22 protein-coding genes are annotated in these 22,270 nt (G+C 64.3%); 8 read left to right on the forward strand and 14 right to left on the reverse strand.

Translation table 11 applies throughout. The features are described 5' to 3' along the window. Positions 1–350: 350 nt before the first annotated feature. The 3 genes from AWH62_RS02635 to purD form a co-directional block, all read right to left on the reverse strand. The gene (locus AWH62_RS02635) at positions 351–1,415 is read right to left on the reverse strand and encodes a phosphotransferase (protein ID WP_075188883.1); all 1,065 of its coding nucleotides are present in this window, start codon (positions 1,413–1,415) and stop codon (positions 351–353) included. Then, the gene (locus tag AWH62_RS02640) at positions 1,415–2,713 is read right to left on the reverse strand and encodes an amidohydrolase family protein (protein WP_075188884.1); all 1,299 of its coding nucleotides are present in this window, start codon (positions 2,711–2,713) and stop codon (positions 1,415–1,417) included. Before AWH62_RS02640 ends, AWH62_RS02635 begins: the two co-directional genes overlap by 1 nt. An 83-nt stretch (positions 2,714–2,796) precedes the next feature. Further along, the gene (gene purD / locus AWH62_RS02645) at positions 2,797–4,074 is read right to left on the reverse strand and encodes a phosphoribosylamine--glycine ligase (protein ID WP_075188885.1); all 1,278 of its coding nucleotides are present in this window, start codon (positions 4,072–4,074) and stop codon (positions 2,797–2,799) included. A gap of 128 nt (positions 4,075–4,202) precedes the next feature. Between purD and xseA the strand changes: the two genes are divergently transcribed. The 4 genes from xseA (at position 4,203) to AWH62_RS02665 (ending at position 7,912) form a co-directional block, all read left to right on the forward strand. Then, a complete protein-coding gene (xseA, locus tag AWH62_RS02650; protein WP_075188886.1) occupies positions 4,203–5,660 on the forward strand; it encodes an exodeoxyribonuclease VII large subunit in 1,458 nt (485 codons plus the stop codon). A gap of 49 nt (positions 5,661–5,709) precedes the next feature. Further along, complete coding sequence (locus AWH62_RS02655) at positions 5,710–5,940, forward strand: DUF2093 domain-containing protein (RefSeq protein WP_075188887.1); 231 nt, start codon at positions 5,710–5,712, stop codon at positions 5,938–5,940. Continuing rightward, positions 5,937–6,848: a M23 family metallopeptidase gene (locus tag AWH62_RS02660; protein ID WP_083634929.1), complete on the forward strand. Its 912-nt coding sequence runs from the start codon at positions 5,937–5,939 to the stop codon at positions 6,846–6,848. Before AWH62_RS02655 ends, AWH62_RS02660 begins: the two co-directional genes overlap by 4 nt. Positions 6,849–7,255: 407 nt before the next feature. Then, complete coding sequence (locus AWH62_RS02665; protein WP_075188888.1) at positions 7,256–7,912, forward strand: hypothetical protein; 657 nt, start codon at positions 7,256–7,258, stop codon at positions 7,910–7,912. Between the two features lie 57 nt (positions 7,913–7,969). On the opposite strand, the gene AWH62_RS02670 is transcribed toward AWH62_RS02665, so the two are convergent. The 4 genes from AWH62_RS02670 to AWH62_RS02685 are packed head-to-tail and all read right to left on the reverse strand — an operon-like array spanning position 7,970 to position 12,017. After that, a complete protein-coding gene (locus tag AWH62_RS02670; protein ID WP_075188889.1) occupies positions 7,970–8,893 on the reverse strand; it encodes a lysophospholipid acyltransferase family protein in 924 nt (307 codons plus the stop codon). Between the two features lie 9 nt (positions 8,894–8,902). Further along, complete coding sequence (gene lpxK / locus AWH62_RS02675; protein WP_075188890.1) at positions 8,903–9,916, reverse strand: tetraacyldisaccharide 4'-kinase; 1,014 nt, start codon at positions 9,914–9,916, stop codon at positions 8,903–8,905. Continuing rightward, on the reverse strand, positions 9,913–11,208 hold the full coding sequence (locus AWH62_RS02680; protein WP_075188891.1) for a 3-deoxy-D-manno-octulosonic acid transferase: 1,296 nt from the start codon (positions 11,206–11,208) through the stop codon (positions 9,913–9,915). Before AWH62_RS02680 ends, lpxK begins: the two co-directional genes overlap by 4 nt. Beyond that, positions 11,205–12,017, reverse strand: a complete 813-nt coding sequence (locus AWH62_RS02685) for a lysophospholipid acyltransferase family protein (protein ID WP_075188892.1) — start codon at positions 12,015–12,017, stop codon at positions 11,205–11,207. Before AWH62_RS02685 ends, AWH62_RS02680 begins: the two co-directional genes overlap by 4 nt. Positions 12,018–12,120: 103 nt before the next feature. On the opposite strand from AWH62_RS02685, the gene AWH62_RS02690 reads away from it, so the two are divergent. Beyond that, positions 12,121–12,783 (forward strand): beta-lactamase hydrolase domain-containing protein, encoded by a 663-nt coding sequence (locus AWH62_RS02690; RefSeq protein ID WP_075188893.1) that lies wholly within the window; start codon positions 12,121–12,123, stop codon positions 12,781–12,783. A gap of 129 nt (positions 12,784–12,912) precedes the next feature. Continuing rightward, positions 12,913–14,520: an ATP-binding protein gene (locus AWH62_RS02695; protein WP_075188894.1), complete on the forward strand. Its 1,608-nt coding sequence runs from the start codon at positions 12,913–12,915 to the stop codon at positions 14,518–14,520. Positions 14,521–14,547: 27 nt separating this feature from the next. Here AWH62_RS02695 and AWH62_RS02700 read toward each other — a convergent pair whose 3' ends face one another. The 6 genes from AWH62_RS02700 to AWH62_RS02725 form a co-directional block, all read right to left on the reverse strand. Beyond that, complete coding sequence (locus tag AWH62_RS02700; protein WP_075188895.1) at positions 14,548–16,299, reverse strand: ABC transporter ATP-binding protein; 1,752 nt, start codon at positions 16,297–16,299, stop codon at positions 14,548–14,550. Positions 16,300–16,314: 15 nt separating this feature from the next. After that, complete coding sequence (locus AWH62_RS02705; protein ID WP_075188896.1) at positions 16,315–16,569, reverse strand: DUF4170 domain-containing protein; 255 nt, start codon at positions 16,567–16,569, stop codon at positions 16,315–16,317. A gap of 35 nt (positions 16,570–16,604) precedes the next feature. Further along, entirely contained in the window at positions 16,605–17,966 is a 1,362-nt protein-coding gene (locus AWH62_RS02710; RefSeq protein ID WP_075188897.1) for a TldD/PmbA family protein, read from the reverse strand. A 40-nt stretch (positions 17,967–18,006) separates the two neighbouring features. Continuing rightward, complete coding sequence (locus tag AWH62_RS02715; RefSeq protein ID WP_075188898.1) at positions 18,007–18,399, reverse strand: MAPEG family protein; 393 nt, start codon at positions 18,397–18,399, stop codon at positions 18,007–18,009. A 37-nt stretch (positions 18,400–18,436) separates the two neighbouring features. Then, positions 18,437–19,087: a DsbA family protein gene (locus tag AWH62_RS02720; RefSeq protein ID WP_233128239.1), complete on the reverse strand. Its 651-nt coding sequence runs from the start codon at positions 19,085–19,087 to the stop codon at positions 18,437–18,439. A gap of 181 nt (positions 19,088–19,268) precedes the next feature. After that, the gene (locus tag AWH62_RS02725) at positions 19,269–19,487 is read right to left on the reverse strand and encodes a hypothetical protein (protein ID WP_075188900.1); all 219 of its coding nucleotides are present in this window, start codon (positions 19,485–19,487) and stop codon (positions 19,269–19,271) included. Between the two features lie 205 nt (positions 19,488–19,692). Here AWH62_RS02725 and AWH62_RS02730 point away from each other — a divergent pair, with 205 nt between their 5' ends. Next, positions 19,693–20,265, forward strand: a complete 573-nt coding sequence (locus tag AWH62_RS02730; protein ID WP_075188901.1) for a YkvA family protein — start codon at positions 19,693–19,695, stop codon at positions 20,263–20,265. Positions 20,266–20,333: 68 nt separating this feature from the next. On the opposite strand, the gene AWH62_RS02735 is transcribed toward AWH62_RS02730, so the two are convergent. Next, entirely contained in the window at positions 20,334–21,527 is a 1,194-nt protein-coding gene (locus AWH62_RS02735; RefSeq protein ID WP_233128240.1) for an LL-diaminopimelate aminotransferase, read from the reverse strand. 274 nt (positions 21,528–21,801) lie between these two features. On the opposite strand from AWH62_RS02735, the gene AWH62_RS02740 reads away from it, so the two are divergent. Then, on the forward strand, positions 21,802–22,221 hold the full coding sequence (locus AWH62_RS02740) for an MAPEG family protein (RefSeq protein WP_075188903.1): 420 nt from the start codon (positions 21,802–21,804) through the stop codon (positions 22,219–22,221). The last annotated feature ends 49 nt before the right edge of the window (positions 22,222–22,270 follow it).

A 22,270-nucleotide genomic window follows, 5' to 3' on the forward strand; every position in this document is an offset into this window, starting at 1 on the left:
CCTTGGCCGTTTGGAGGTGATGGAATGATCGGTGAGATTGAACTCAATTTGTGGCCAGCTTGGGCAGTGTTCGCCTTGTTCGTCACTGTCGTATCAGTTGCCGCGATCCGCGAGGAAAGTCGGCGAAGGCAAAAGCGCGAAAGCGACGATTGATCACGTCTTTGGCAACTGAATATCGATTGCCGCCTGTGCGGAACTGTTTGCGGGGCTTTCAGCTGATCCATTCATTTGAGCCAGGGTCCTGGATCGAATCGGCCCTGAGGTTCAAGGCAATGCCAGCGTGGTGGTGTATGGAGGCGTGTGTGCCGGGCTGCCTCTCATACATGTTCACAAGACAGCGGCGCTTTCCCTCAAGCCCCCGCCTGTTTCGCGAACCCCCACGCCGCCTCGGCCATTGGTTCGACAGCCGCGCCCATCTGTGACGCGGTGGCGTTGGACGCATTGCCCTGCAGGGAGCGGGCATAGACGCCCTGGATGATCGAGGTCAGGCGGAAAATGTTGTAGGCGAAGTAGAAATCCAGCGCCGGAATGGCGGAGCGGTTGGTGCGCTCGCAATAGGCCTGGGTGTATTGCTCGATCGTCGGGATGCCGAGCGCGGTGATGTCGACGCCCAGGAGGCCGTTGCGGATCTCCGGCGGCATGACCCAGCCCATCAGCTGATAGGTGAAGTCGGCCAGCGGGTCGCCAAGCGTTGAGAGTTCCCAGTCCAGCACCGCGATGACGCGCGGCTCGGTGGGATGGAAGACCATGTTGTCGAGGCGATAATCGCCATGCACGACGCTGGTGCGCTCCTGTTCGGGCGCGGCGGTCGGCAGCCAGTCGATCAGCCGGTCCATCGCGGGAACGGTCGTGGTCTCGGCGGCCCGGTACTGCTTGGTCCAGCGGCCGATCTGGCGCTCGAAATAATTGCCCGGCTTGCCGTAGTCACCCAGCCCTGCGGCCTCGACATCAATGCCGTGCAGATGGGCCAGCGTGGCGTTCGAGGCATCGTAAATGGCGCTGCGTTCGGATGTGTCGAGATCGGGCAGGAGCGGATCCCAGAAAATCCGGCCCTCGACGAAATCCATGATGTAGAATTCGGTGCCGACGACCTCCCGATCCATGCACAGCCCGTGCATGACCGGGGCCGGAAACCCCTGGCCGCCCAGCGCCTTCATCACGCGGAATTCGCGGTCGACGGCATGGGCCGATGGCAACAGCTTGCCCGGCGGCTTGCGGCGCAGGACATAGGCCTTGCCCGGCGTCACCAGCTTGTAGGTCGGGTTGGATTGGCCGCCCTTGAACTGGCTCACCGTCAGCGGACCCTCAAAGCCGCTGACATGGCGCGTCATCCACGCCGCCAGCGCTGCCTCGTCAAAGGCCAGCGCGTCCACAACCGGCTTGGTGCCGGAAAAACTGTCGTCGATCTCGCTCATCAGTCCCGGTAAACCTCGCCGCCCTTCATCACGAAACCCATCTCGCGGAGTTCGGAAATGTTTTCCAGCGGATTGCCGTCGACAGCGATGATGTCGGCGAAACGACCCGCCTGGATGGTGCCGATATCCTCGTCCATCTGCAGATGGCGCGAGGCGTTGATGGTGGCGGTGACAATGGCTTCCATCGGGGTCAGGCCAGCTTCGACGAGGAGCTCGAATTCGCGGGCATTGAGACCGTGGCGGGAGACGCCGCTATCGGTGCCGAAGGCGATCGTGACGCCGCCCTCATGGGCCCGGCGGGCCATCTCCAGCATGACCGGACCGACCTCGCGCGACTTGGCACGCTGGTTGTCGGTCATGAAATCCGCTGTCTCGGCCAGTTCGGCGACGGTGATACCGGCCAGCACGGTCGGCACCAGATAAGCGCCATTGCGGCGCATCAGGCGGATGCTTTCGCGGTCGAGATAGGTGCCGTGTTCGATCGAGTTGCCACCGGCCTCGAGGAAGGAATTGATGCCGGTCACGCCGTGGGCGTGAGCGGTGACGCGGCGGCCCATCATGTGGGCGGCCTCGACAATGGCAGCGAGTTCGTCATCGAAGAATTGTTGCTCGACGCCGGCCGCGGTGTCGGACAACACGCCGCCGGTCGCGGTGATCTTGATCACGTCGGCGCCGCCACGGATCAGCGTGCGCACCGCTTCGCGGCATTGCGCCACGCCATTGCAGGCGCTCTCGCTGGCGAACATGTGCAGCACGTCGAGCGAGAAGCCGTTGATATCGGCATGGCCGCCGGTCGGTGTGACGGCCGAGCCAGCCACGCGCATGCGCGGGCCGGGAACATCACCGGCCGCGATGGCGTCGCGCAGGGCCAGAGACGCTTCAAAATTGCCGCCCACATCCTGCACGGTGGTGAAGCCGGCCATCAGTGTGGTGCGGGCATTGACCGCCCCGTCAAAGGCGAGATCGGGGGCCGACATTGTGAAGGCGTTGAAGCGACGGCCCGGGCCGAGTTCCGATTGCAGATGGACATGGCTGTCGATGAAGCCGGGCATCACATACTCATCGGAGAGATCAATGATGGTGGCCCCGTCCGGCGTGACATAGCCGGCTTCAATCCCTTCAATCCGCTCGCCGCGGATCAGGATGGATTGCTCCATCGCCGGGTCTTCGCCCGGCACCGCCAGCAGCCAGCCGGCATGGATGACGGTCAGTGCATCATTGCTGTCCTGGGCCATTGCGGCCGGGACGAAGGTGGTCGTGGCAATCAGCGCGATCGCTGTGAGGGTTGTCTTGAGCATCAGGTCTGCCTCCCCGCAAACATGTGTTTGCGCAAGAAGATGACGACCCGGCCCGTGATGTCAAACCATGGTCGCGGTTGGCACTAATGCGTCTTGAGCGCCCGCCAGGCGATGTCGCGGCGGCAGAAGCCTTCCGGCCAGTCGATCTCGTCGATGGCGGCATAGGCCCGGTCGACAGCATAGTGGAGGGTTTCACCCGAAGCCGTGACATTGAGCACGCGGCCGCCATTGGCGGTGCGTTCGCCGTCGGCATTGCGGGCCGTACCGGCTTCGAAGACGACCACGCCTTCCATCTTGTTGGCGTCATCGACCCCGCCGATCACGCTGCCCTTCTCATAGGCCTCCGGATAACCATTGGCGGCCATGACGACGGTGATCGCCGGCTCGGCCGTCCAGCGCAGCGGTGGCATGCCGGCGAGGCCGCCGGTCGCGGTGGCTTCCAGATAGGGCAGGATGTCATCCTCGATCCGCATCATCAGGACCTGGCATTCCGGGTCGCCGAAGCGGATGTTGAACTCGACGACCTTGGGACCCTCGGGGGTTACCATCAGCCCGGCAAACAGCACGCCCTGGAATGGCGATCCTTCTGCCGCGAGGCCGTTGGCGACCGGTTCGATGATGGTCTTCATCGCGGTTTCGATCAGTTCGGGCTTGGCGATCGGGGCCGGTGAATAGGCCCCCATCCCGCCGGTATTGGGGCCGGTGTCGCCTTCGCCGACGCGTTTGTGATCCTGGGCGGCGCCGCAATAAAGCACGGTCTCGCCGTCACACAAGGCGAAGATCGAAACTTCCTCGCCGGCCATGAATTCCTCGATCACCAGCGTCTTGGACGCCTCGCCGAACTTGCCCGACAGGAAGGCGTCGATCTCGGTCTCGGCTTCGCCGCGGTCGGACACAATGACCACACCCTTGCCGGCGGCCAGACCGTCGGCCTTGAGCACATAGGGCGGTTCGAACTGGTCCAGGAAGGCCTTGGCCTCACCGGCATTGGAGAAGGTGCCATAACGCGCCGAGGGCACATTGTGGCGGGCGTAGAAATCCTTGGCGAAGGCCTTGGAGGCTTCCAGGCGCGAGGCCAGTTTGGACGGGCCGAACGTATTGATCCCGGCCTGGCGCAGCTGGTCGGCCAAACCGTCGCAGAGCGGGTTTTCCGGCCCGATGACGACCAGATCGACGGCTTCAGCGCGGGCCAGCTCAACCAGGCCGTCAAGGTCGGACACCGGAATATCGTGGCAGGTGGCGAGTTCGCTGATGGCGGCGCTGCCGGGGGCTGCGAGAATCGCGGAGATCACCGGGCTTTGCGCTATTTTCCACACCAGGGCGTGCTCGCGCCCGCCTGATCCGACAACCAGAACCTTCATCTGACCCTCAATGCGTCTGTGGCAACTCTTTCCGCGCCCTGCCTAGCGCAATCGCCGGACAATCGCGAGTCCGCCCGACGGTATCCGGGACGTTGCGATGGCCGACAATCCAATTTACCAGATGAAGCATGAATACGCCCACGGGAAACATCCACGAATTCACGGTGTCCGAGCTTGCCGGCTCGCTCAAGCGTACGGTCGAGGATGCCTTTGGCCATGTTCGTGTGCGCGGTGAGCTGGGCCGGGTTGTCGTGGCCAAGTCGGGGCATGTCTATTTCGACGTCAAGGACGACAAGGCGGTCATCGCCTCGATCGCCTGGAAGGGCACGGCCCAGCGTTTCCGCTTCCGTCCGGAAGAGGGGCTGGAAGTGGTCATCGAAGGCCGGCTCTCGACCTATCCCGGCCGGTCGCAATACCAGCTGATTGTTGAAAGCATGGAACCGGCCGGTGCCGGGGCGCTAATGGCGCTGTTGGAGGAGCGCAAGAAAAAGCTCGCGGCGGAAGGCCTGTTCGACACTGGCCGCAAAAGGCCCATCCCCTTTCTGCCGACCACGATCGGGGTCGTCACCTCGCCCACCGGCGCCGTTATCCGCGATATCCTGCACCGGCTGCAGGACCGCTTTCCGCGACATGTCCTGTTATGGCCGGTCCTGGTTCAGGGCGACGCGGCCGCCGCCCAGATTGCCGATGCAATCCGCGGCTTCAACGCCCTGCCCGTCGGCGGAGTCGTGCCGCGTCCGGACGTGCTGATCGTCGCGCGGGGCGGTGGCTCGATCGAGGATTTGTGGGCCTTCAACGAAGAGGTGGTGGTCCGCGCTGCTGCCGAGAGCGAGATCCCGTTGATCTCCGCCGTCGGCCACGAGACCGACACGACGCTGATTGATTTCGCCTCTGACCGTCGCGCCCCGACCCCAACCGGGGCCGCCGAGATGGCGGTGCCGGTGCGGGCCGAGCTGAAGGCCGATATCCACCAACTCGGCGGACGCCTGGTGGCGGCCCTGTCGCGCCATATCGAGCGTCGTCGGACTGAATTGAGATCGGCGGCCCGCGCCATGCCGCGGCCAGCGGCGCTAATGGCGCTGAAACGCCAGCGTTTTGACATGGTCGCCGACAAGCTCGACCCGGCCCTGCTGAACCACGCCGCTGAGAAACGCGGCCGGCTCCTCGTCCTCGCAGCCGGCCTGAAACCGGCCGCGCTCAGCCGTGACCTGCGCCAGAAACGTGATTTGCTGGCCGAGCGCTCGGCGCGGTTGATGCCGGCGGCCGACCGGGTACGTCGCGACCGCAAGCGTGATCTCGCCAATTGGGCCGCGCGATTGGAGGCCCTGTCACACCAATCCGTGCTCAAACGCGGTTTTGTGCTGGTGCGCGACCGGGCCGGCAAGCTGGTCCGCTCGGGTGCGTCCCTGATCGAAGGCGCAGGGGTTGATCTTGTTTTTGCTGATGGCGAACGCGCTGCCCGGATCGAGGGCGGGCGGAAGGCGCCGAAACGGGCACCGGAAACGCCGCAGCCTGTCCGCAAGGCCAAGCCCAAAGCCAAGCCGCGCGGCAAGCCCGAGGCGGAAGGCCAGGGCAAGCTTTTCTGATGCGGCACAGCCCTCCCGCTCGCCCGCAAACCCTGCTAGAGACAGTTCCATGAGCGATTTCAGTTTCGACAAAGACTTTCAGGGCGAAGCCATTCTCGAGTTTGGCGACAGCGACTTCATCATCCTGAAGGCGGGCAGTTTCGTGCGTTGCGCCGTGACCGGTGACCCGATCCAGCTCGACCAGCTGCGCTATTGGAATGTTGACGAGCAGGAAGCTTATCGCGATGTACTGATCGCCAAGCAGCGCTGGATCGAGCTGAACACGGAGCCGGGCAAATGATCGCTCTCGCCGTCGCCCTTGCCCTGCAATCCACGACGGCCTTCGTCGATGGCCAGTTCGATCCCATTGCCGAGCTGATTGCCCAGAACGCACCGCAGGCGCGGGAAGCTTCCGCGCCTGCGCCCACGGGCTGTCGTGGACAGTATGAGCAGGGCGCTCTGATCATCTGCCGGTTCGAACCGGGCACGCGACTGGATCTGGGTGAGAGTGTGGCCGTCGCTGACGCGCAGGGCTTCGCGGTACTCGGAATTCCGCGCAATGCGCCTGAGGAAATGCTTTTCGAGATGTCGACGGTCAATGTCGTCAACAGTACCAACCAGATCGACGAGACTCAGATCTTGTTCATCACCCAGCGCGAATACAATCTCCAGCATGTTGACGGCGTGCCGCAGGCGACCGTGACGCCGGACCCGTCCACCCTGCCGCGGCGCCAGCGCGAATACGCGCAAAAGCAGGGTGCTTTCAACTCGGTCTGGGACGGGCAGGGCTTTTTGGACGGTTTCATCAGTCCCGCCGAGGGTATCACGACCGGTGTCTATGGCTCGGCGCGGGTCTACAATAACGGCCATGAGGGCAGCCCGCATTGGGGGCTGGACTGGGCCAATGAGGTCGGTACCCCGGTTTACGCGCCCGCTGGCGGCTTGGTCACCCTGGCCGAGCCGGACATGTATTACGAAGGCGGACTGATCTTCATCGATCACGGCCAGGGCCTGGTCTCGGCCTTCTTGCACCTGTCCGGTGTCGAAGTCTCCGAGGGCGATATCGTCGAACAGGGCCAGCTGATCGGCGCCATGGGTGCCGGCGGACGGGCCACCGGCTCACACCTCGATTGGCGGGTGAAGCTGCGCAACCAGTTCTATGTCGACCCGCAGAGCCTGCTGGATCTCGACCTGAGCGAACTGCGTTAGGTTGGCGGCTTAGCGCCTGTTTTCCGGTTTCTGGGGAAGATTCCGAATTTCCCATTCGATGTGCCGGCCTCCGGTTGAACTCGTCGCGAACTGAGCGCCGCGCGCGCAATGAGCCATAAACCGCTTGTCAGCCAGCAGGCCGTATCCGTTTCTTCAGCTCAAGGGTGAAACCGCGCAGCGGCCGCCCTGCGGCCCTTGACCTGAAGAAACGGATACGGCGGTCTCTCGGCAAGCGGTCTATGGATGAGTGTGCGCCAGGGCGCTGACGCTTTGGGGTACCATTGTGTCTGCTGCGGGTTTTCAGCGCCGTAAAACGGTGTGTGTCCCTATTAACTGGATCGGGAAACGGATGGACTCCAGCCCACACCCTGTGAACAATCCTGTCCAGCGCCTCGGGAGACAGAGTGATGATGCTGCAATGGACACGACGCTTGCTGGCGGCACTGGCGATGGCCGGCTTGACGACCTCGGTCACACTGGCCCAATCGCCCGAGGCCGGTGACGCTCTGCTTGCTGCAGACCGGATACCGCAACCCGCATCCAGCTGGTCCGCCGTCAGGATTGATGCCGATGGCCATTCCCGTCCTGCACGGGGGCTGGCGGACGGCACGCTGTCCCTTGGTGCAGACGAACACGGTGTGGAAGCACTTTACCGGCCCGCCGATGGGCACGTCTATGAGCGCGATTTGGGGGAACCGGATTATGCCGTCATGGAACCGGCGCCGCGCCGTCCGATCTATCTGGACCCCGAGCACCTGCGTTATCTGGATGTCCACGTCACCGCCGTCGCAGCGGACACTTGGCAGGGGGAAGCGGTCGAGCGCCTGCAATTGGAAAGCCGGCATTCGATGACGCCCGAGGCCTTGTCGGGCGAGGTGGTGGTTACCGGCGACGGGATCATCGTCGCTGCGGACTTGAGCGGGACCTATGCGCCGGAAGGCCAGGATGACTGGTTCGACTGGCGTGACTCCTATCGGCTGACCGACCTGGAGCGCGGTGTCGACCACGACCCTTACCTGTTCGACTGGCCCGAAACCGTCGCCCACCTCAACGCGCCGGGTTAGAAAGGGCGCAATCTTGGCCGGTGGTGCCGTTGCCGCCCGCGGCGAGTAGCGCCGTTTTTAGTCTGACTTGTAGACCGACTTGGCCCAGCGGCGATGGACCCAGAACCATTGCTCGGGGGCCTGACGGATTTCGCTTTCCACCCATTGATTGATCCGCGTCACCGTCTCGATGATGGCGGCGGACTTGTCTGGATTGGTGGAGATTTCGATCGGGTCGTGGACTTCCACCCGGAAGCGGGCGCCGCCCATGCGCCGAATTGAAAGGGGCAGGATCGGGCAGCCATGGCGCATGGCCAGACGGGTCGGTCCCGGTGCGGTCATCGAGGGCTGGCCGAAGAAAGGCGCTTCGACGCCGTCATTCATCTTCTGGTCGTTCATCAGCGCCACCGACTCGCCAGCCTTCAACGCCTGCATCAGCGCCTTGGCACCGTCGCCGCCCTTGGCGGTCAAGGTCTTGACGCCATAGCCGACGCGCATGTCGGTGATACGGCGGTCGATCAGCGGGTTGTTGGCGGGGCGGTAGGTAATGTGACAGGGCAGGCCGGTCTGGCTGATGGCTGCGGCCCCGATCTCCCAGTTCGAGTGGTGCATCGAGATGATGACCGCCGGCTTGCCGGCATCACGCAGTTTTTCGAACTTCTCGCGGCCGATGAACTCGACCCGCTCATTGAATTCCGGCCCGGCGAACACGCCCAGATGCGGCATCTCGCCGGCCAAGCGTCCGAAATTTTCCCACATGCCGCCGAGCAGTCGTTCGATTTCCGGCGCGGCGGCTTCGGGGAAGCAGCGCTGCATGTTGATGCGGGCGACCTTGTGCACGGGCATCAACGGCCCGAGCTTGCGCAGCAGCTCGCCGGCCGCGTCGGAGGCCTTGTCGATGCCCTTGATCTTGTACCAGCCGGCATAGGCATCCCAAGCAGCGGCTTCGAACCGCCAGCCGATCCGTGTCAGCGTCGAGGCATTGCGTTGGGCATCTATCATTGTTCGGATTTAACCAGCGTTGGCGGCGCCGTCCACGATGTCGCGCAACAGGCCGTCCAGGGCGCCGGGATTGGCGAAGACCGCTCGCACCGGCCAAGCGGTCACTCGCGCGCGGATATCCGGTGGCAGGCGGACCCAATCTTTCTCGGTCGTCACCAGCTGCGCGTCATGGGCGGAAGCGAGGGCATCAAGATGGCGTATGTCGCCCGCAGTGAAGCAGTGATGGTCGCCATAAACGGCAACCTCACCCAGATCGCCGCCGGCCGCTTGCAGGGCGTCGAAGAATTTTTGCGGACGGCCGATGCCGGCAAAGGCGACCAGCTTGCCCGGTGGTGGCGGCGCGGCCGGTTCCAGCCAAGCGTGGAAGGCGGGAATCTCCAGGTCGGCGAGGCCGAGGCCTGCCCAGTCGGGTTGGCTGTCCTCATCCGGCATCATCACGATCACCGCATCGGCACGGGTCAAGCCCGCCTTGACCGGTTCGCGCAGCGGGCCTGCAGGAAAGATCGTGCCCGGACCCCAGCCGGTCACCCCGTCGACGACGATGATCGAGCAATCCTTGGCGAGGTCGGGGTTCTGGTGACCGTCGTCCATCAGCACAAGGTCGATACCGCCCGCCGCGTCAATGGCCTGGCCGCCGGCAGCGCGGTCGCGGGCAATCCAGGCCTGGCCCGAACGGGCGAGGAGCAGGGGTTCATCACCGACATCGGCGGCGGCGTGTTGATCGGGATCGACCTGCAGCGGACCCGCCTCGGCCCCGCCATAGCCGCGCGAGAGCGAGACAGTGGTGATGTCCATGGCAGCGAGGCGTTGCATCAGGGTCTGGGTGACCGGCGTCTTGCCCGTGCCACCGACAGTGAGATTGCCGATACAGACCACTCTCGGTGTAATGCGGACCGGTGTCGCCCGGCGGATGCGACGAGCAACGGCCCAAGCATAAAGCCAGCCCAGAGGTGCCAGCAGGGCACGCGCCAAGGCGCCCGAGCCGCGTCCTCCGTCGGTGCGCCAGAAAGCCGGTTCCTTCATGTGCTTGCCCCTGCCTTGTCGGCCCGGTTCAGCAGGCGGTTGATCGCCGCCAGGCTGGTCTCCAGCGCGCCGCCCGAGACATCGGCGATGGCGCGCCCGGCACTGGCCTTGCCCGGACCCTTGGCCTGCCAGACCTGCTCAACGGCTTGCGCCAAGCTCGGTGCGTCGTCAACTTCCAGCACAGCGTCGTGGCGGCGATAGGCGGCGTACACGTCATCGAAACTGGCAACATGCGGCCCGGTGATCACGCTGGCCCCTGCCTGGCTGGCTTCGATCGGATTGTGCCCGCCAATATCCGGCAGCAGGCTGCCGGCGATCAAAGCGGCCGGGGCGAGGGCGAACCAGAGCGGCATTTCGCCCAGCGTATCGGCCAGCCAGACCGTGTCCCGTGGCTCGGGGACCTCGCCGCGCGAACGCCGGGCCACCGCAAAGCCGTGTTGCTTGATCCGTGCTTCCAGCGCGTCGCCGCGTTCCGGGTGGCGCGGGGCGAGGATGAGCAGGGCGCCGGGATGGGTCCGGTGCAACCGGGCATGGGCCGACAGCACCACATCGTCCTCGCCGTCATGCGTCGAGGCGGCGAGCCAGATCGGGCGCCCAGCGAGACCGGATTTCAGCGCTGCCAGCTCGCCGGCGTCCGGTGCCAGGGGGCGAGCTTCCAGTTTGAGATTGCCGGCCAGCACGATCTCGCGACCGGTCAGGTCTTCCAGACCGTCGCGGGTGCGGGTGTCGGCGGCGCCGATCCAGTCGAAACCCTCCAGCAGCCGCCGGAGGGCGTCACCGCGCTTGCGCCAGCGCTGCAGCGAGCCCGCATTCATGCGGGCATTGACGAGCGCCATCGGGATGTCGCGGAGGCGCGCCTCGATCAACAGGTTCGGCCACAGCTCGGATTCCGCGATCACGCCCGCATCCGGTCGCCAATGGTCAAGGAAGCGCCGGACAGCGCCGGGCGTGTCGACCGGCACATATTGGTGCTTGGCCTGGGGCGGCAGGCGTTTGCCCATCAGCGTGGCCGAGGTCACCGTGCCGGTGGTGACCAGGAATTCGAGGTCCGGGTCGTGCTGGGCCAGCTCGTCGACCAGGGTGGCCAGGACCAGGCTCTCGCCGACGCTCGCGCCATGCAGCCAGAGGAGCTTGCCGCCGGGCCGGCGGATATCGGGACGGCCCAGGCGCTCGTGCCGACGGGCCGCGTCTTCCTTTCCGGCCCGCGCCCGGCGCGACAGGATGGCGGGCAGGAGCGGTGACGCGAGCCCGGTGAGCGCGCGATAGAGCTGGAGCGAGACCGGCAGGCTCACGCCGGCGCCTCGGACGGTTCGGAGGCGTTGCCATTCTTGGGGGTGTTGCCCCGGCGTTTGCCGGAACGTTCGCCGGTACCGGGACGAAGCTTGCTGTCGGGCTCGACAATGTTGCCGCCCACCGCTTCGTCGGCCTCACGCGTGATCGCGTTGAGTGTGGTTTCCAGCGCCAGCCGCGCCGCTTCCAGCTCTTCCGGTCCGGCATTCTTGGCGACATGGATCGGTTCGCCCCAGATGATGATGCCACGGGTGAAGAAATGCGGCAGGCAATGATGATCCCAGGCGTTGCGGAGGACGGTCTTGCGGCGCGTTGACCAGGTGAAGGGCAGGATCGGAACGCCGGTATCGCGGGCCATGCGAATAGCGCCATAGCCGGCGCGCATGCGCGGGCCGCGCGGCCCATCCGGTGTCACCGCACCGCAGCCGCCGGCATTGAGATGGTTGACCATGGCGCGATAGGCGGCTTCACCGCCCTTGGTCGCACCGGGCTTGTCGGGATTGCGGGACGAGCCGCGCACCACGCCGACCTTGTACCAACGGGTCAGTCGCGAGCCGATTTCGCCTTCGCGCGAACGCGAAGCGAGGGCGACCATGCGGTCCTTCTGGCGCGCCCAGCCATGCAGGGCCATCAGGATCCGGCCATGCCAGACGCAGCCGAGAATGGGTTTGCGCTCGTCCCAGACCGATTGCACGAAGTCGGCATTGCGATGTTCCCAGCGTATCGAGCGCCGGACCAGCTCGAGATAGAGCAGGATGAGGAAGGCGAGGGCTTCCTGGGCCCAGGGGCGGGAGAGCAGGCGTTTTGACATGTCAGGCCCTAGCTCACCTCCGTGACGCAAAAGGTCAAGCATGGCGCGCGGTTGCGTCGGCGCCGAGACCAGCCTAAATGCGCTGCCAGACGAAAGGCCCAGCATGCCCTATGACCTGAACGACCCGAAGGACCGCGAGCGCGCCTGGCAGGATTATCTGTGGAAGGATCATGGCATCCTGCGGCAGAAATTCCACAACATGCACGAGGTCGGCGGCGGCATGTGGCGCGCCAACCAGCCATCGCCCGAGCGCCTGGAACAGCTGGCGGCAGACGGGTTCAAGACCATTCTCAACATCCGCGGCACCCAGCCGGGCGTGTGTTATTATGATCTCGAGAAGGAGGCCTGCGAGCGTCTCGGTCTCAAGATGATCGACATGCCCTTCGGCTCACGCGAGGCGCCGCATGTCGACCGCATGCAGCGGGCCGTGAAAATATTCGACAGCATCGAATATCCCGCCCTGATCCATTGCAAGTCAGGCGCCGACCGGGCCGGCATCATCTCGGTCCTCTACGCGCTGACCAAGCTGAAACTGCCCTATGACGAGGCGATCACGCATCTGTCGCTGAAATACCTGCATGTGAAAGCCGGCAAGACTGGCGTGCTGGATTATTTCTTCGAATGCTACCGCCTCTACAATGAAACCACGCCGATCGATTTCATGGACTGGGTCGAAAATGTCTATGACCGGGATGTCGTGCAGGCGGGCTTCATGTCGAGTTGGTGGGGCAATTTCCTGACGGAAAAGCTATTGCGCCGCGAATAAACGCCGCCCATTTTTTATAACCAGTGAATTCATCAGATATGACGACTCTTTCCACAGGATTGAGTCACATTAATGCTCGTTAACCACGTTCAGCGTCCCGGCTTGCCGGGGGGCGAGGGGGAGGGGCTGATGCCGGATCTGGCCATACGTTCAGACTATACGCAGGAGCGGTTGAACCGTCTGAATTTCCTGTTGTCGCGCGAATGTGGCCCGGCCTTTCTGGAAGCCTTCGTCAAGCAGACGGCCGAAGTTTTCGCTGCTGACCGCCTCTTTATCGCCCGCATCGACGCCACCCATTCACGCCTGCGCACCCTCAAGGTCGCCTGCGGCAGCGCCCTCGTCGGCAATTATTGCTACGAGTTGAAGGGCACGCCCTGCGCCGATGTGATGGAGGCTGGCGCTGATATCTTCGAGGACAATGTGGCGGCGCGCTATCCGCGCGACTTCATGCTCGAGGAAATGGGCATGCGGGCCTATGTCGGCATGCCGCTGTTTAATGGCGCCCAGTCGGTCGGCATTGTCGTGGCGATGTTCAAGCGGCCGGTTGAACTCGCCGACGAACTGCTCGCCGTGTTCAACCATTATCGTCGCCGCCTGACCGGTGAAATCCTGGCCGCTGAGTCCGGTGACCGCGCCGAACTGGCGATGAAGGGCACGTCGGACGGCATTGTCGACATGTGCCTGGAAACAGACCAGGTCTACATCTCGGCCCGCGGTCGCGAATTGCTGGGCTATCAGCCCCGCGAGTTCACCGCCGCCACCGACAGTTTCACAACGCTCGTCCACGGCGATGACCGGTCGCGCTTCCAGTCGGCCCTGAACGCCCATTTTCGCGCCGGTCGCCCGTTTGACCTGACGATCCGTCTGAAAGTTGTCGGTGGGCTTCATCGCTGGTTTCGCATGCGCGGTGAGGCGGTGCGCACGCCGGACGGCGATCCGGTTCGCCTGGTCGGTGCCCTGACCGATATTCACGACCTTGTTGAGGCGCGTCAGCAGGCGACCGAGGCGAGTCGGGCCAAATCGCGCTTCCTGGCGACGATGAGCCACGAAATCCGCACGCCGATGAATGGCGTCCTGGGCATGTCCGCGCTGCTGGCGAGCACAGACCTTGAACCGTCCCAGCGCGAGATGGTCAGTCTAATCGAGGCCTCCGGCCAGTCACTGCTGACCATTCTCAATGACATTCTCGACCTGGCCAATATCGAGTCCGGTCGTTTCGAAGTCGAGCAGGCCAGTTTCAATCCGGCCGAGCTTGTCCGCACGGTTGCCGGCCCCTATCGCATGAAGGCGATGGAGAAGGGGTTGAACCTGCATCTGGAAATCGACCCGGTTGCCGAGCGCGAGGTCGTCGGAGACCCGGCCCGGGTCCGCCAGATTTTGTCCAACCTCCTGTCCAACGCCGTGAAATTCACCGATCGCGGCGAGGTACGGGTGCGCTGCCTGATGAGTCAGACCGAAGACCGGTCGCACGATGTGAGATTCGAGGTCGGCGATACCGGCATCGGCATGGACAGCGATCTGATGGCCCGCATCTTCATGCCGTTCAGCCAGGGCGAGGCGGTCATGCAGCGCAAGAATGGCGGGACCGGCCTGGGGCTCGCCATCGCCAAGAAACTGGCCGAGCTGATGGGCGGCGACATCATCGTTGAAAGCGCGCCGGGCGCCGGCTCGAAATTTGCCGTGACATTGCCTGAGAGCGGGCGTCGCAGCGAGATACTTCAGGCCCAGCACGCCTGATCCGGCCATCCGGGGCTGTCGCTGGCGCTATTCGCCGAATTGCATCCGGCACAGGCGGGCATAGAGACCGTCGCGGGCGACCAGCTCGTCATGTCGGCCCTGTTCCGCGATCCGCCCCTGTTCCATCACATAGATCCAGTCGGCATGACGCACGGTCGACAGCCGGTGGGCGATGACCAGGCTGGTCCGGCCCTGCGACAGGCGTTCCAGCGCGGCTTGAACCCGTTGTTCCGACTCGGTGTCGAGCGCACTCGTCGCTTCATCGAGCAACAGGATGGGGGCGTCCTTCAGGATCGCCCGGGCGATCGACAGGCGCTGGCGTTGACCACCCGACAGATTGCCGCCGCGCGGCCCGACCGGGCTGTCATAGCCATCCGGCAGTGCCATGATGAAATCATGCGCATCGGCGGCCTTGGCGGCGGCGATGATGGCGTCCTCGTCGGCGTGCAAGTCACCGAAGCCGATATTGGCGCGCACCGTGTCGTCAAACAGGGTCACATCCTGGCTGACCAGCGCCATGCTCTGTCGCAGCGATCCCAATGAGACGGTGCGGGTGTCGGTGCCGTCAATCGTGATCATGCCGTTCTGGGCGTCATGGAGGCGCGGCAAGAGGTTGAGAATGGTCGACTTGCCAGAGCCGGACGGTCCGACCAGCGCGATGGTCTGGCCCGGCTCGGCCTTGAGCGAGATGTCTGACAAGGCCACCGAACCGTCCGGATAGGCAAAGCCGATCCCGTCAAAGCGGACGGCGCCATCGGTGACGGCGAGGGCTGGCGCATCGAGGGCGGTGGTCACGGTCTCGTCGGTGTCGAGCACAATGAAGATACGGTCGAGGACAGCAAAGCCCTCCTGCACGACGGCATTGAGCGTGCCCAGGGCCCGGATCGCCGGTGCGATCACCGTAATCCCGGTCAGCACACCGATGATATTGCCCAGCGAGGTCTCGCCATTGAGCATGCGCCAGCCGGCAAAGGCCACCAGACCGGCAAAGGCCAGCCCGCCGACGACTTCAAGGATCGGATCAATACGGGCCTTGTTCTCGGTGATTTTCAGGAGGAAGCGCAGCCGGTCGAAGAAGGATTTGCGGGCGCGCTCGCTCTCATAATCCTCCAGCCCATAGGTCTTGACCATGCGGGCGCCGGAGAAACTCTCTTCAAGCTGGCTGGTCACCTCGCCCATTTGCGACTGGGCCTGGGAGGAGGTCTTGCGCAGGCGCTGGCCGATCCGGATCACCGGCCAGGCCGCGATCGGGTAGACGACCAGGATCAACAGCGACAGCATCCAGTCGAGGCTCAACATGACGCCGATCGTGATCACCACGGTCAACACGTCGCGCATCAGATTGTTGGAGAGGCGGACAATCGTCTCGCGCAGCAGGGTGATGTCATTGGTGAAGCGCGAGACCAGCGAGCCGGTGCCCTCGGCCTGCAGACGCGCGAAATCAGCCCGCACCAGCTTGCCGAACATGGCGTTCTGCAGATCCTGCATCACGTTCAGCGCCAGCCGGTTGGTCTGCACGGTCTGCAGGTAGAGGCTGACCCCGCGCAGGGTGGCGAGGCCGATCACGGCCAGCGGGGCGAGCGGGAAGAAGTCCGCGGCACCATTGTTCAGCTTGTCGAAGGTCCAGGCGATGACGCCGGCATAGGAGGCGGCGGCTCCGGCCGTGATCGCCGACAGGACCAGCGCCAGACCGACCAGGCCGGGGCGCCGCCAAAGCCAGTCGCGCCACAGGCGTTTGCCCAGCGTGGCTGTTGAGGAGGGTGGGGTCTCGCCTGTCACGCCGTGGATCGGAACCTAGCCGTCCTTCTTCTCGGTCGAGGGATCGAGAAGCTTGTGGGCGTGGATGATGAAATAGCGCATGTGGGCATTGTCGACGGTGCGCTGGGCGGCGCCCTTCCAGGCGGCGCGGGCTTCGGCATAGCTTCCGAACGCGCCGACGAAATCGACCTCGTCGAGATCCTTGAACTCGCAATTGGTGGGGTCGACACAGGCCAGCTCGCCGCCGATGACGAGGTGGAGAAGCTGGTTGTTGATCTTGGTTTCAGTCATGACGGGCTCCTAAAATGATCCTGTCCGTCCGGCGCCTAGAGACCGCCGATGGACATGGCGTCCACGAATACGCTGGGGGCGTTAACAGAACCCCGAAATTCCAGGTCACTGGCCGGAATGAGGCGGGCATAGATGTCGACGAGATTGCCGGCCACGGTGATCTCGCTGACCGGGTGATCGATCTGGCCATTGGCGATGCGATAGCCGGACACGCCGACCGACCAGTCGCCGGTATTGGCATTCAGCGACGGGCCGAACATTTCCATGATCAGGACGCCGTCCTTGATGCCGCCGATCAGGGCGTCGCGGCTGGCCTCGCCAGCTTCCATGTGGAAGTTCGTCGGACCGGCACCGGGCGAACCGCCCATATTGCGCCGGGCATGGCCGGTCGGGCTCATGTCGAGCTGGCGGGCTGCGGCCGAGTTGAGGAACCAGGTGGTCAGCCGCCCGTCCTCGATAATGGCGCTGCGCCGATTGACCGTGCCTTCGCCGTCAAAGGGTGCCGAGGCATGGCCCCATGGCCGGTGCGGGTCGTCGATGACGGTGATGCCCGGCGCGAAGATCATCTCGCCCAGCTTGTCGCGCAGGAAAGAGACACCGCGGGCCACGGCCGGGCCGGATATGGCGCCGGCGAGTGAACCGAGGAAAGTCGTGGCGACACGGCGATCAAACACCACCGGCATTACGCTGGAGGGGAGTTTCTTCGGACCCAGTCGGCGGGCGGCGCGTTCCCCGGCCTCGCGTCCGATCTCGACACGGTCACGCAGGTCGGCACGGCGCCGGGCCGATGTGGCGGCATAGTCGCGTTCCATCGCCTCGTCGCTGCCGGCGATCACGCTGGCACCATAGCCGAACACGCTCTTTTTCCAGCCGGCATTGAAGCCGGTCGATGTGGCATAGGCGGCTGCGCCCTGACCGGACGAGGCGAAGGCGGCGTCGGTTTTCGTGACGCCGTCAACCGCGCGGGCGGCGGTCTCGATGGCCAGCGCCGTTTCTTCGAGTTCTTCCGGCGTCCACTCGCCGGCCTCGAACTGCTCGATCGACGGTGGTGCCTTGCACAGGCGCTCCGGGTCGGCGAGGGCGGCATAGGGATCTTCCGGTGCCGCCTTGGCCATGGTCACGGCGCGGCCGATGGTGAAGTCGCGGCCTTTCTCCGACAGGTCGGAAAAGGCGACGCCGGCCTGGCGCTTGCCGACAAAGACCCGCAGGCCCGCATCCAGCGTTTCCGAGCGGCCAATGTCTTCCAGCTTGCCATCGCGGACGGAGAGCTCGGTTTCGCGCGACTCGGCGACCGAGGCCTCGGCGCTGTCGGCACCGGCTTTCAGGGCCCGGGCGACAAGGTCGGCGGCAATGTCCTGCAGGGCGGCGGGGTCGGGGGCTTTGAAGGTCTGTGTCATGTGAGCGCTATAGCCCCGCGAGGCCCCGCCGGGCAATGGCTCAACTGACGGCCGTCCAGATCAGCCAGCCCGATCCGACCGCGACGCTGATCCAGGTGAACAGCGTGCCGACGACCCGGCCCATGGACGTGCCGGCCGAACTCGACAGGCCCCAGGCGTGCAGGATGCGGCCCAGGGTCAGGCAGATGCCGAGGGCATGGATCACCAGGGCAGAGACACTGCTCAGTGCGAGACCGGCCAGGATGACCAGGGCAATCGGGACATATTCAACCGCATTGCCATGCACACGGCAGGCCCGTTCCAGCGCCGCATCCGTGCCGGAGCCGAGGCCGATCTTCGAGCGCTGGCGATGGCGAACCACATTGTAGGCAAGACCGACGAGCAAGAGCCCGTTGAGGCCGGTATAAAGGGCAAAAGCCTGGATGGCGGTCATGATCTCTCCCCGTCTGACCTGCCCGCTTGAAGCGGGCCTATTCCGTTTCGGCCGGTTCCTTGACCGCCTGGCGGATTGCATCGGCCAGAACGGCCGCTTCCTGAGCACCGGACACGGCAAAGCGTCCGTTGAAAATATAGGTGGGTACGCCGGAGACGCCGAGCTTGCGGTAGAACAGCTCTTCCTCCCAGACCGCTTTTTCGTCGCGATCCGTGGCCAGGAGATCGGCCGTCACCGCGGCATCAAGGCCCGCCTGACCGGCGAGCTCCGCCAGCACGGCCGTGTCACCGATATCGCGTCCCTGGTTGAAGAAGGCCGCGAACAGGGCTTCGGCCATTTCCGGCGTCTTGCCCTGACCGCCGGCCCAGCGCATCAGCCGGTGGGCGTTGAGCGTGTTGGGTCGCATGGTGATGTCGTCGAAACGGAACTCGATCCCGGCGGCCGGCCCGGCCTGTTCGAGATGGTCGCGCATGGCCTTCCAGCGGCCGGACGCTTCGGCGCCGGAGAATTTCTCGCGCATATAGTCCTTGTAGGGGCGCCCTTCGCGTGCCAGCGTCGGGTCGAGCTGGAAGGGGCGCCAGACGGTCTCGACCTCGATTTCCGCGGTCAGTTTGCGGGCTTCATCCCAATGGCGCTTGCCGAGCCAGCACCAGGGGCAGACGAGGTCGGAGACGATGTCAACGGTCACGGATTGGGTCATGCCGGTGATTTAGGCGAGTTCGCAGGAAAATGCGAGGCTTGGAGGGAGCGATGGGCGGGAGAGATGCGGGTGGCGGGCTCGTCATCCCCCCGTGCTTGGACACCAGGCCATCGCGGACCTGTGAACGAGGGGATGACGCCCACCGGCCACCCACCGACCGGAAGTCGGGCTAGACTGTGATGTCCAGCAATGTGTCAGTCAGCTCTGCCGCTGTTCGCGCCATCACGGCGGACGCTGAATGGGCCGCCTCGGCCTTTTTCAGCGCCACCGCCGCCTGGATGATGTCTTCGCCCTTGGCCGCATTGTTGACGGCTTGGCGGGCGGCCTCGCCGGCATGGGACTGGGCGGACATCATGCCGGCAACGGCGGTATTGAAAGCGACGTTCATGGCGGCACAATAGGCCTGCCATCACGAAGCCCGGAGCGGAGATTGGAGTCATGGTTAAGCCTTGGTGTCCGGCAGGCCGATCGGCGGATCGGCACCGTGTCGCGTCCCCCGGGATGCAATCGGTTGTGTTCCCGCTATTGGCGCGACGGCCGGTATGGGACAAGCTCTCCATCAATCAACGGCCACAGGAAGGTGCCACACTGTCATGACCAATTCGTCCACCCCGACCCTCAAGGTTGAGTTCGAACTCTCTGAATCCGATCTCGCCTTCTTCCGGGACCGTCTCGACAAGGCGCGTGAGGATCGTGCCGATCTGGATGAAGGCCGGATCACGGCTGGCGTGGCCGACATGATCACCAAGGCACTGGCCGCCAATCCGCCGGAATTCGTCAAGACGCGCCTGCGCCAGCTCGGCCCGCTTGTCGGCATGCTGGACGATGCCGAATGGAAGCTGGAAGGCGAGGACCGCGAGCGGGTGCTCAATGCGTTGGCCTATTTCGTTGATCCGGACGATCTCATCCCCGATTCAACGCCGGGCATTGGCTATATCGATGATGCCATCATGATCGAGCTGGTCGCGGCTGGTCTGGCGCCGGAGCTGGAGGCCTATGCCGAGTTCGTGGCGCACCGCGAGGATCTCAAGGCACCCGACAGCGCGCCCAAGCCGCCGCTGGAGGAAGTCCGCAAGGTCATGCAGGACCGCATGCGTCGTCGTCGCGGCCGGGCCAAAGCTGGTGGCCTGTGGTCACATTCGACGGTGATCCGTCACTATTTCTAGGCAATAGGCAGATTGCCGGTCCGGCATCCTCCCTCAACCGGACTGGCCTGCACAGGTGATCCGGGCGGTCAGACCGCCCGGATTGCTGGCTGTCTGGACTTGAGGAAGTCGGCAACACCGCGTGCCGCCTGCCGGATCCGCTGCTCATTCTCGACCAGCGCCAGGCGGACATAGCCCTCACCATGCTCGCCAAAGCCGATACCGGGCGCGACGGCGACGCCGGCCTCTTCCATCAATTGCTTGGAAAATTCCAGCGAGCCCATCTCCTCGCAGCCGCGCGGCAGCGGCGCCCAGGCGAACATCGAGGCTTCCGGAGACGGAATGGCCCAGCCAGCCCGGCCGAAGCTTTCCACCAACACATCACGGCGATGCTTGTAGATGGCGCGGACCTCGTCGACACAGTCCTGTGGACCATCCAGAGCGGCACAGGCCGCGACCTGGACCGGCGTGTAGGCGCCGTAGTCGAGATAGGATTTGACCCGGGCCAAGGCCCCGACCAGCCGCGGTGAACCGGCGGCAAAGCCGACCCGGAAGCCGGCCATGGAATAGGTCTTCGACATCGAGGTGAACTCGATCGTGCGCTCCTTGGCCCCGTCGACCTGCAACATGGACGGGGTCGGCTCATCACCGAAATAGATCTCCGAATAGGCAAGATCGGAGAGAATGAGGAGGTCGTGCTTGGTCGCGAACTTCACGACCTCCTTGTAGAAATCCAGCGAGGCGGTTTGTGCCGTGGGGTTGGAGGGAAAACAAACCACGACGGCAATCGGACTCGGGACCGTATGCCTCGCTGCATGCTCGAGTCCGCGCAGATAATCTTCCGGCGACGGCGCGTGGACATGCCGTATCGTGCCGCCGGCAATAAGAAAGCCGAATGTATGGATCGGATAGGAGGGTGACGGCGCCAAAATGACATCGCCCGGCGCGGTGATCGCCTGGGCGAGATTGGCAAAGCCTTCCTTGGAGCCCAGCGTGACAATGACCTCGCTGTCCGGGTCGAGATCAACATCGAAGCGGCGCTTGTAATAACGCGCCTGGGCTTTGCGCAGCCCGGGAATCCCGCGCGAGGCGGAATAGCCATTGGTGCGCGGCTTCTCTGTCGTCTCGCGCAGCTTGGCGAGGATATGCGGCGGGGTTGGCAGATCCGGATTGCCCATGCCGAAATCGATGATGTCGGCGCCATTGGCCCGCAATTTGGCCTTCAGGCGATTGACTTCTTCGAAAACGTAAGGCGGCAGACGCTTGGTGCGGTGAAATTCCATCGTTGAATCCGGCATACTCGAATTTTTTCCCATAGAACGCGTTCTGGTGCTGTCCTGCAAGAGGCTAGACCCAGTGAAAGGCGGGAATTGGCAGGGATCGCGGCGGCAATGCGGCGGGTTGATCGGTATCAAGGTCCCGGACTTGTGCCCGGCCTGCGCCGGGCGTCCATCCGGGACGACCAACCGGATGGTCTGCAGGGCGAAAAACCGCCCTCTCGCCAAATCAACCAAACTCGGACTAACCTCCGGCAAAATGGCCGGGGAGGGCTGAGCTATGTTTCAATCAATGATGACGCCGATATTGGCGCTGGTTTGCTGGACGCTGATCATGTGGGTGTGGATGTATGCCACCCGCATTCCGGCCATGCGCAAGGCCGGGATCGACCCGGCGACGGTGAAAGACAAGTCCGTGATGGACCGCCTGCCCATCGAGGTGCGGCGTATCGCGGATAATTACAATCACCTGCACGAACAGCCGGTGATCTTCTATGCGCTGGTGCTTTACTCCCACCTGGTCGGCGTGTCGGACGAATTCAACATCATGCTGGCCTGGGCCTATGTGCTGATCCGGGTGGTCCACTCGCTGATCCAGTGCCTGTGGAACTTCATCCCGATACGCTTTCTGGTCTTCACCCTCGGCTCGATCGTGTTGATCATCATGGCGGTGCGCAATGTGATGGCGGTACTGGCCTGACGGGTGTCCCGACAGCGGCGCAGGATTTTCATCGCTCGCGCGAGGTGCT

Origin of the sequence: Maricaulis sp. W15 (assembly GCF_001924955.1) — a bacterium.
Lineage (GTDB): Bacteria > Pseudomonadota > Alphaproteobacteria > Caulobacterales > Maricaulaceae > Maricaulis > Maricaulis maris.

Bases quoted from the DNA above. Each gene is read 5' to 3' on its own strand.
- AWH62_RS02695 (WP_075188894.1), top strand. From the start codon at position 12,913: ATGCCGGATCTGGCCATACGTTCAGACTATACGCAGGAGCGGTTGAAC.
- xseA (WP_075188886.1), top strand. From the start codon at position 4,203: ATGAATACGCCCACGGGAAACATCCACGAATTCACGGTGTCCGAGCTT.
- AWH62_RS02665 (WP_075188888.1), top strand. From the start codon at position 7,256: ATGATGCTGCAATGGACACGACGCTTGCTGGCGGCACTGGCGATGGCC.
- AWH62_RS02715 (WP_075188898.1), bottom strand. From the start codon at position 18,399: ATGACCGCCATCCAGGCTTTTGCCCTTTATACCGGCCTCAACGGGCTC.
- AWH62_RS02740 (WP_075188903.1), top strand. From the start codon at position 21,802: ATGTTTCAATCAATGATGACGCCGATATTGGCGCTGGTTTGCTGGACG.
- AWH62_RS02655 (WP_075188887.1), top strand. From the start codon at position 5,710: ATGAGCGATTTCAGTTTCGACAAAGACTTTCAGGGCGAAGCCATTCTC.
- AWH62_RS02710 (WP_075188897.1), bottom strand. From the start codon at position 17,966: ATGACACAGACCTTCAAAGCCCCCGACCCCGCCGCCCTGCAGGACATT.
- purD (WP_075188885.1), bottom strand. From the start codon at position 4,074: ATGAAGGTTCTGGTTGTCGGATCAGGCGGGCGCGAGCACGCCCTGGTG.
- AWH62_RS02730 (WP_075188901.1), top strand. From the start codon at position 19,693: ATGACCAATTCGTCCACCCCGACCCTCAAGGTTGAGTTCGAACTCTCT.
- AWH62_RS02685 (WP_075188892.1), bottom strand. From the start codon at position 12,017: ATGTCAAAACGCCTGCTCTCCCGCCCCTGGGCCCAGGAAGCCCTCGCC.
- AWH62_RS02640 (WP_075188884.1), bottom strand. From the start codon at position 2,713: ATGCTCAAGACAACCCTCACAGCGATCGCGCTGATTGCCACGACCACC.
- AWH62_RS02660 (WP_083634929.1), top strand. From the start codon at position 5,937: ATGATCGCTCTCGCCGTCGCCCTTGCCCTGCAATCCACGACGGCCTTC.
- AWH62_RS02705 (WP_075188896.1), bottom strand. From the start codon at position 16,569: ATGACTGAAACCAAGATCAACAACCAGCTTCTCCACCTCGTCATCGGC.
- AWH62_RS02635 (WP_075188883.1), bottom strand. From the start codon at position 1,415: ATGAGCGAGATCGACGACAGTTTTTCCGGCACCAAGCCGGTTGTGGAC.
- lpxK (WP_075188890.1), bottom strand. From the start codon at position 9,916: ATGAAGGAACCGGCTTTCTGGCGCACCGACGGAGGACGCGGCTCGGGC.
- AWH62_RS02725 (WP_075188900.1), bottom strand. From the start codon at position 19,487: ATGAACGTCGCTTTCAATACCGCCGTTGCCGGCATGATGTCCGCCCAG.
- AWH62_RS02670 (WP_075188889.1), bottom strand. From the start codon at position 8,893: ATGATAGATGCCCAACGCAATGCCTCGACGCTGACACGGATCGGCTGG.
- AWH62_RS02735 (WP_233128240.1), bottom strand. From the start codon at position 21,527: ATGGAATTTCACCGCACCAAGCGTCTGCCGCCTTACGTTTTCGAAGAA.
- AWH62_RS02690 (WP_075188893.1), top strand. From the start codon at position 12,121: ATGCCCTATGACCTGAACGACCCGAAGGACCGCGAGCGCGCCTGGCAG.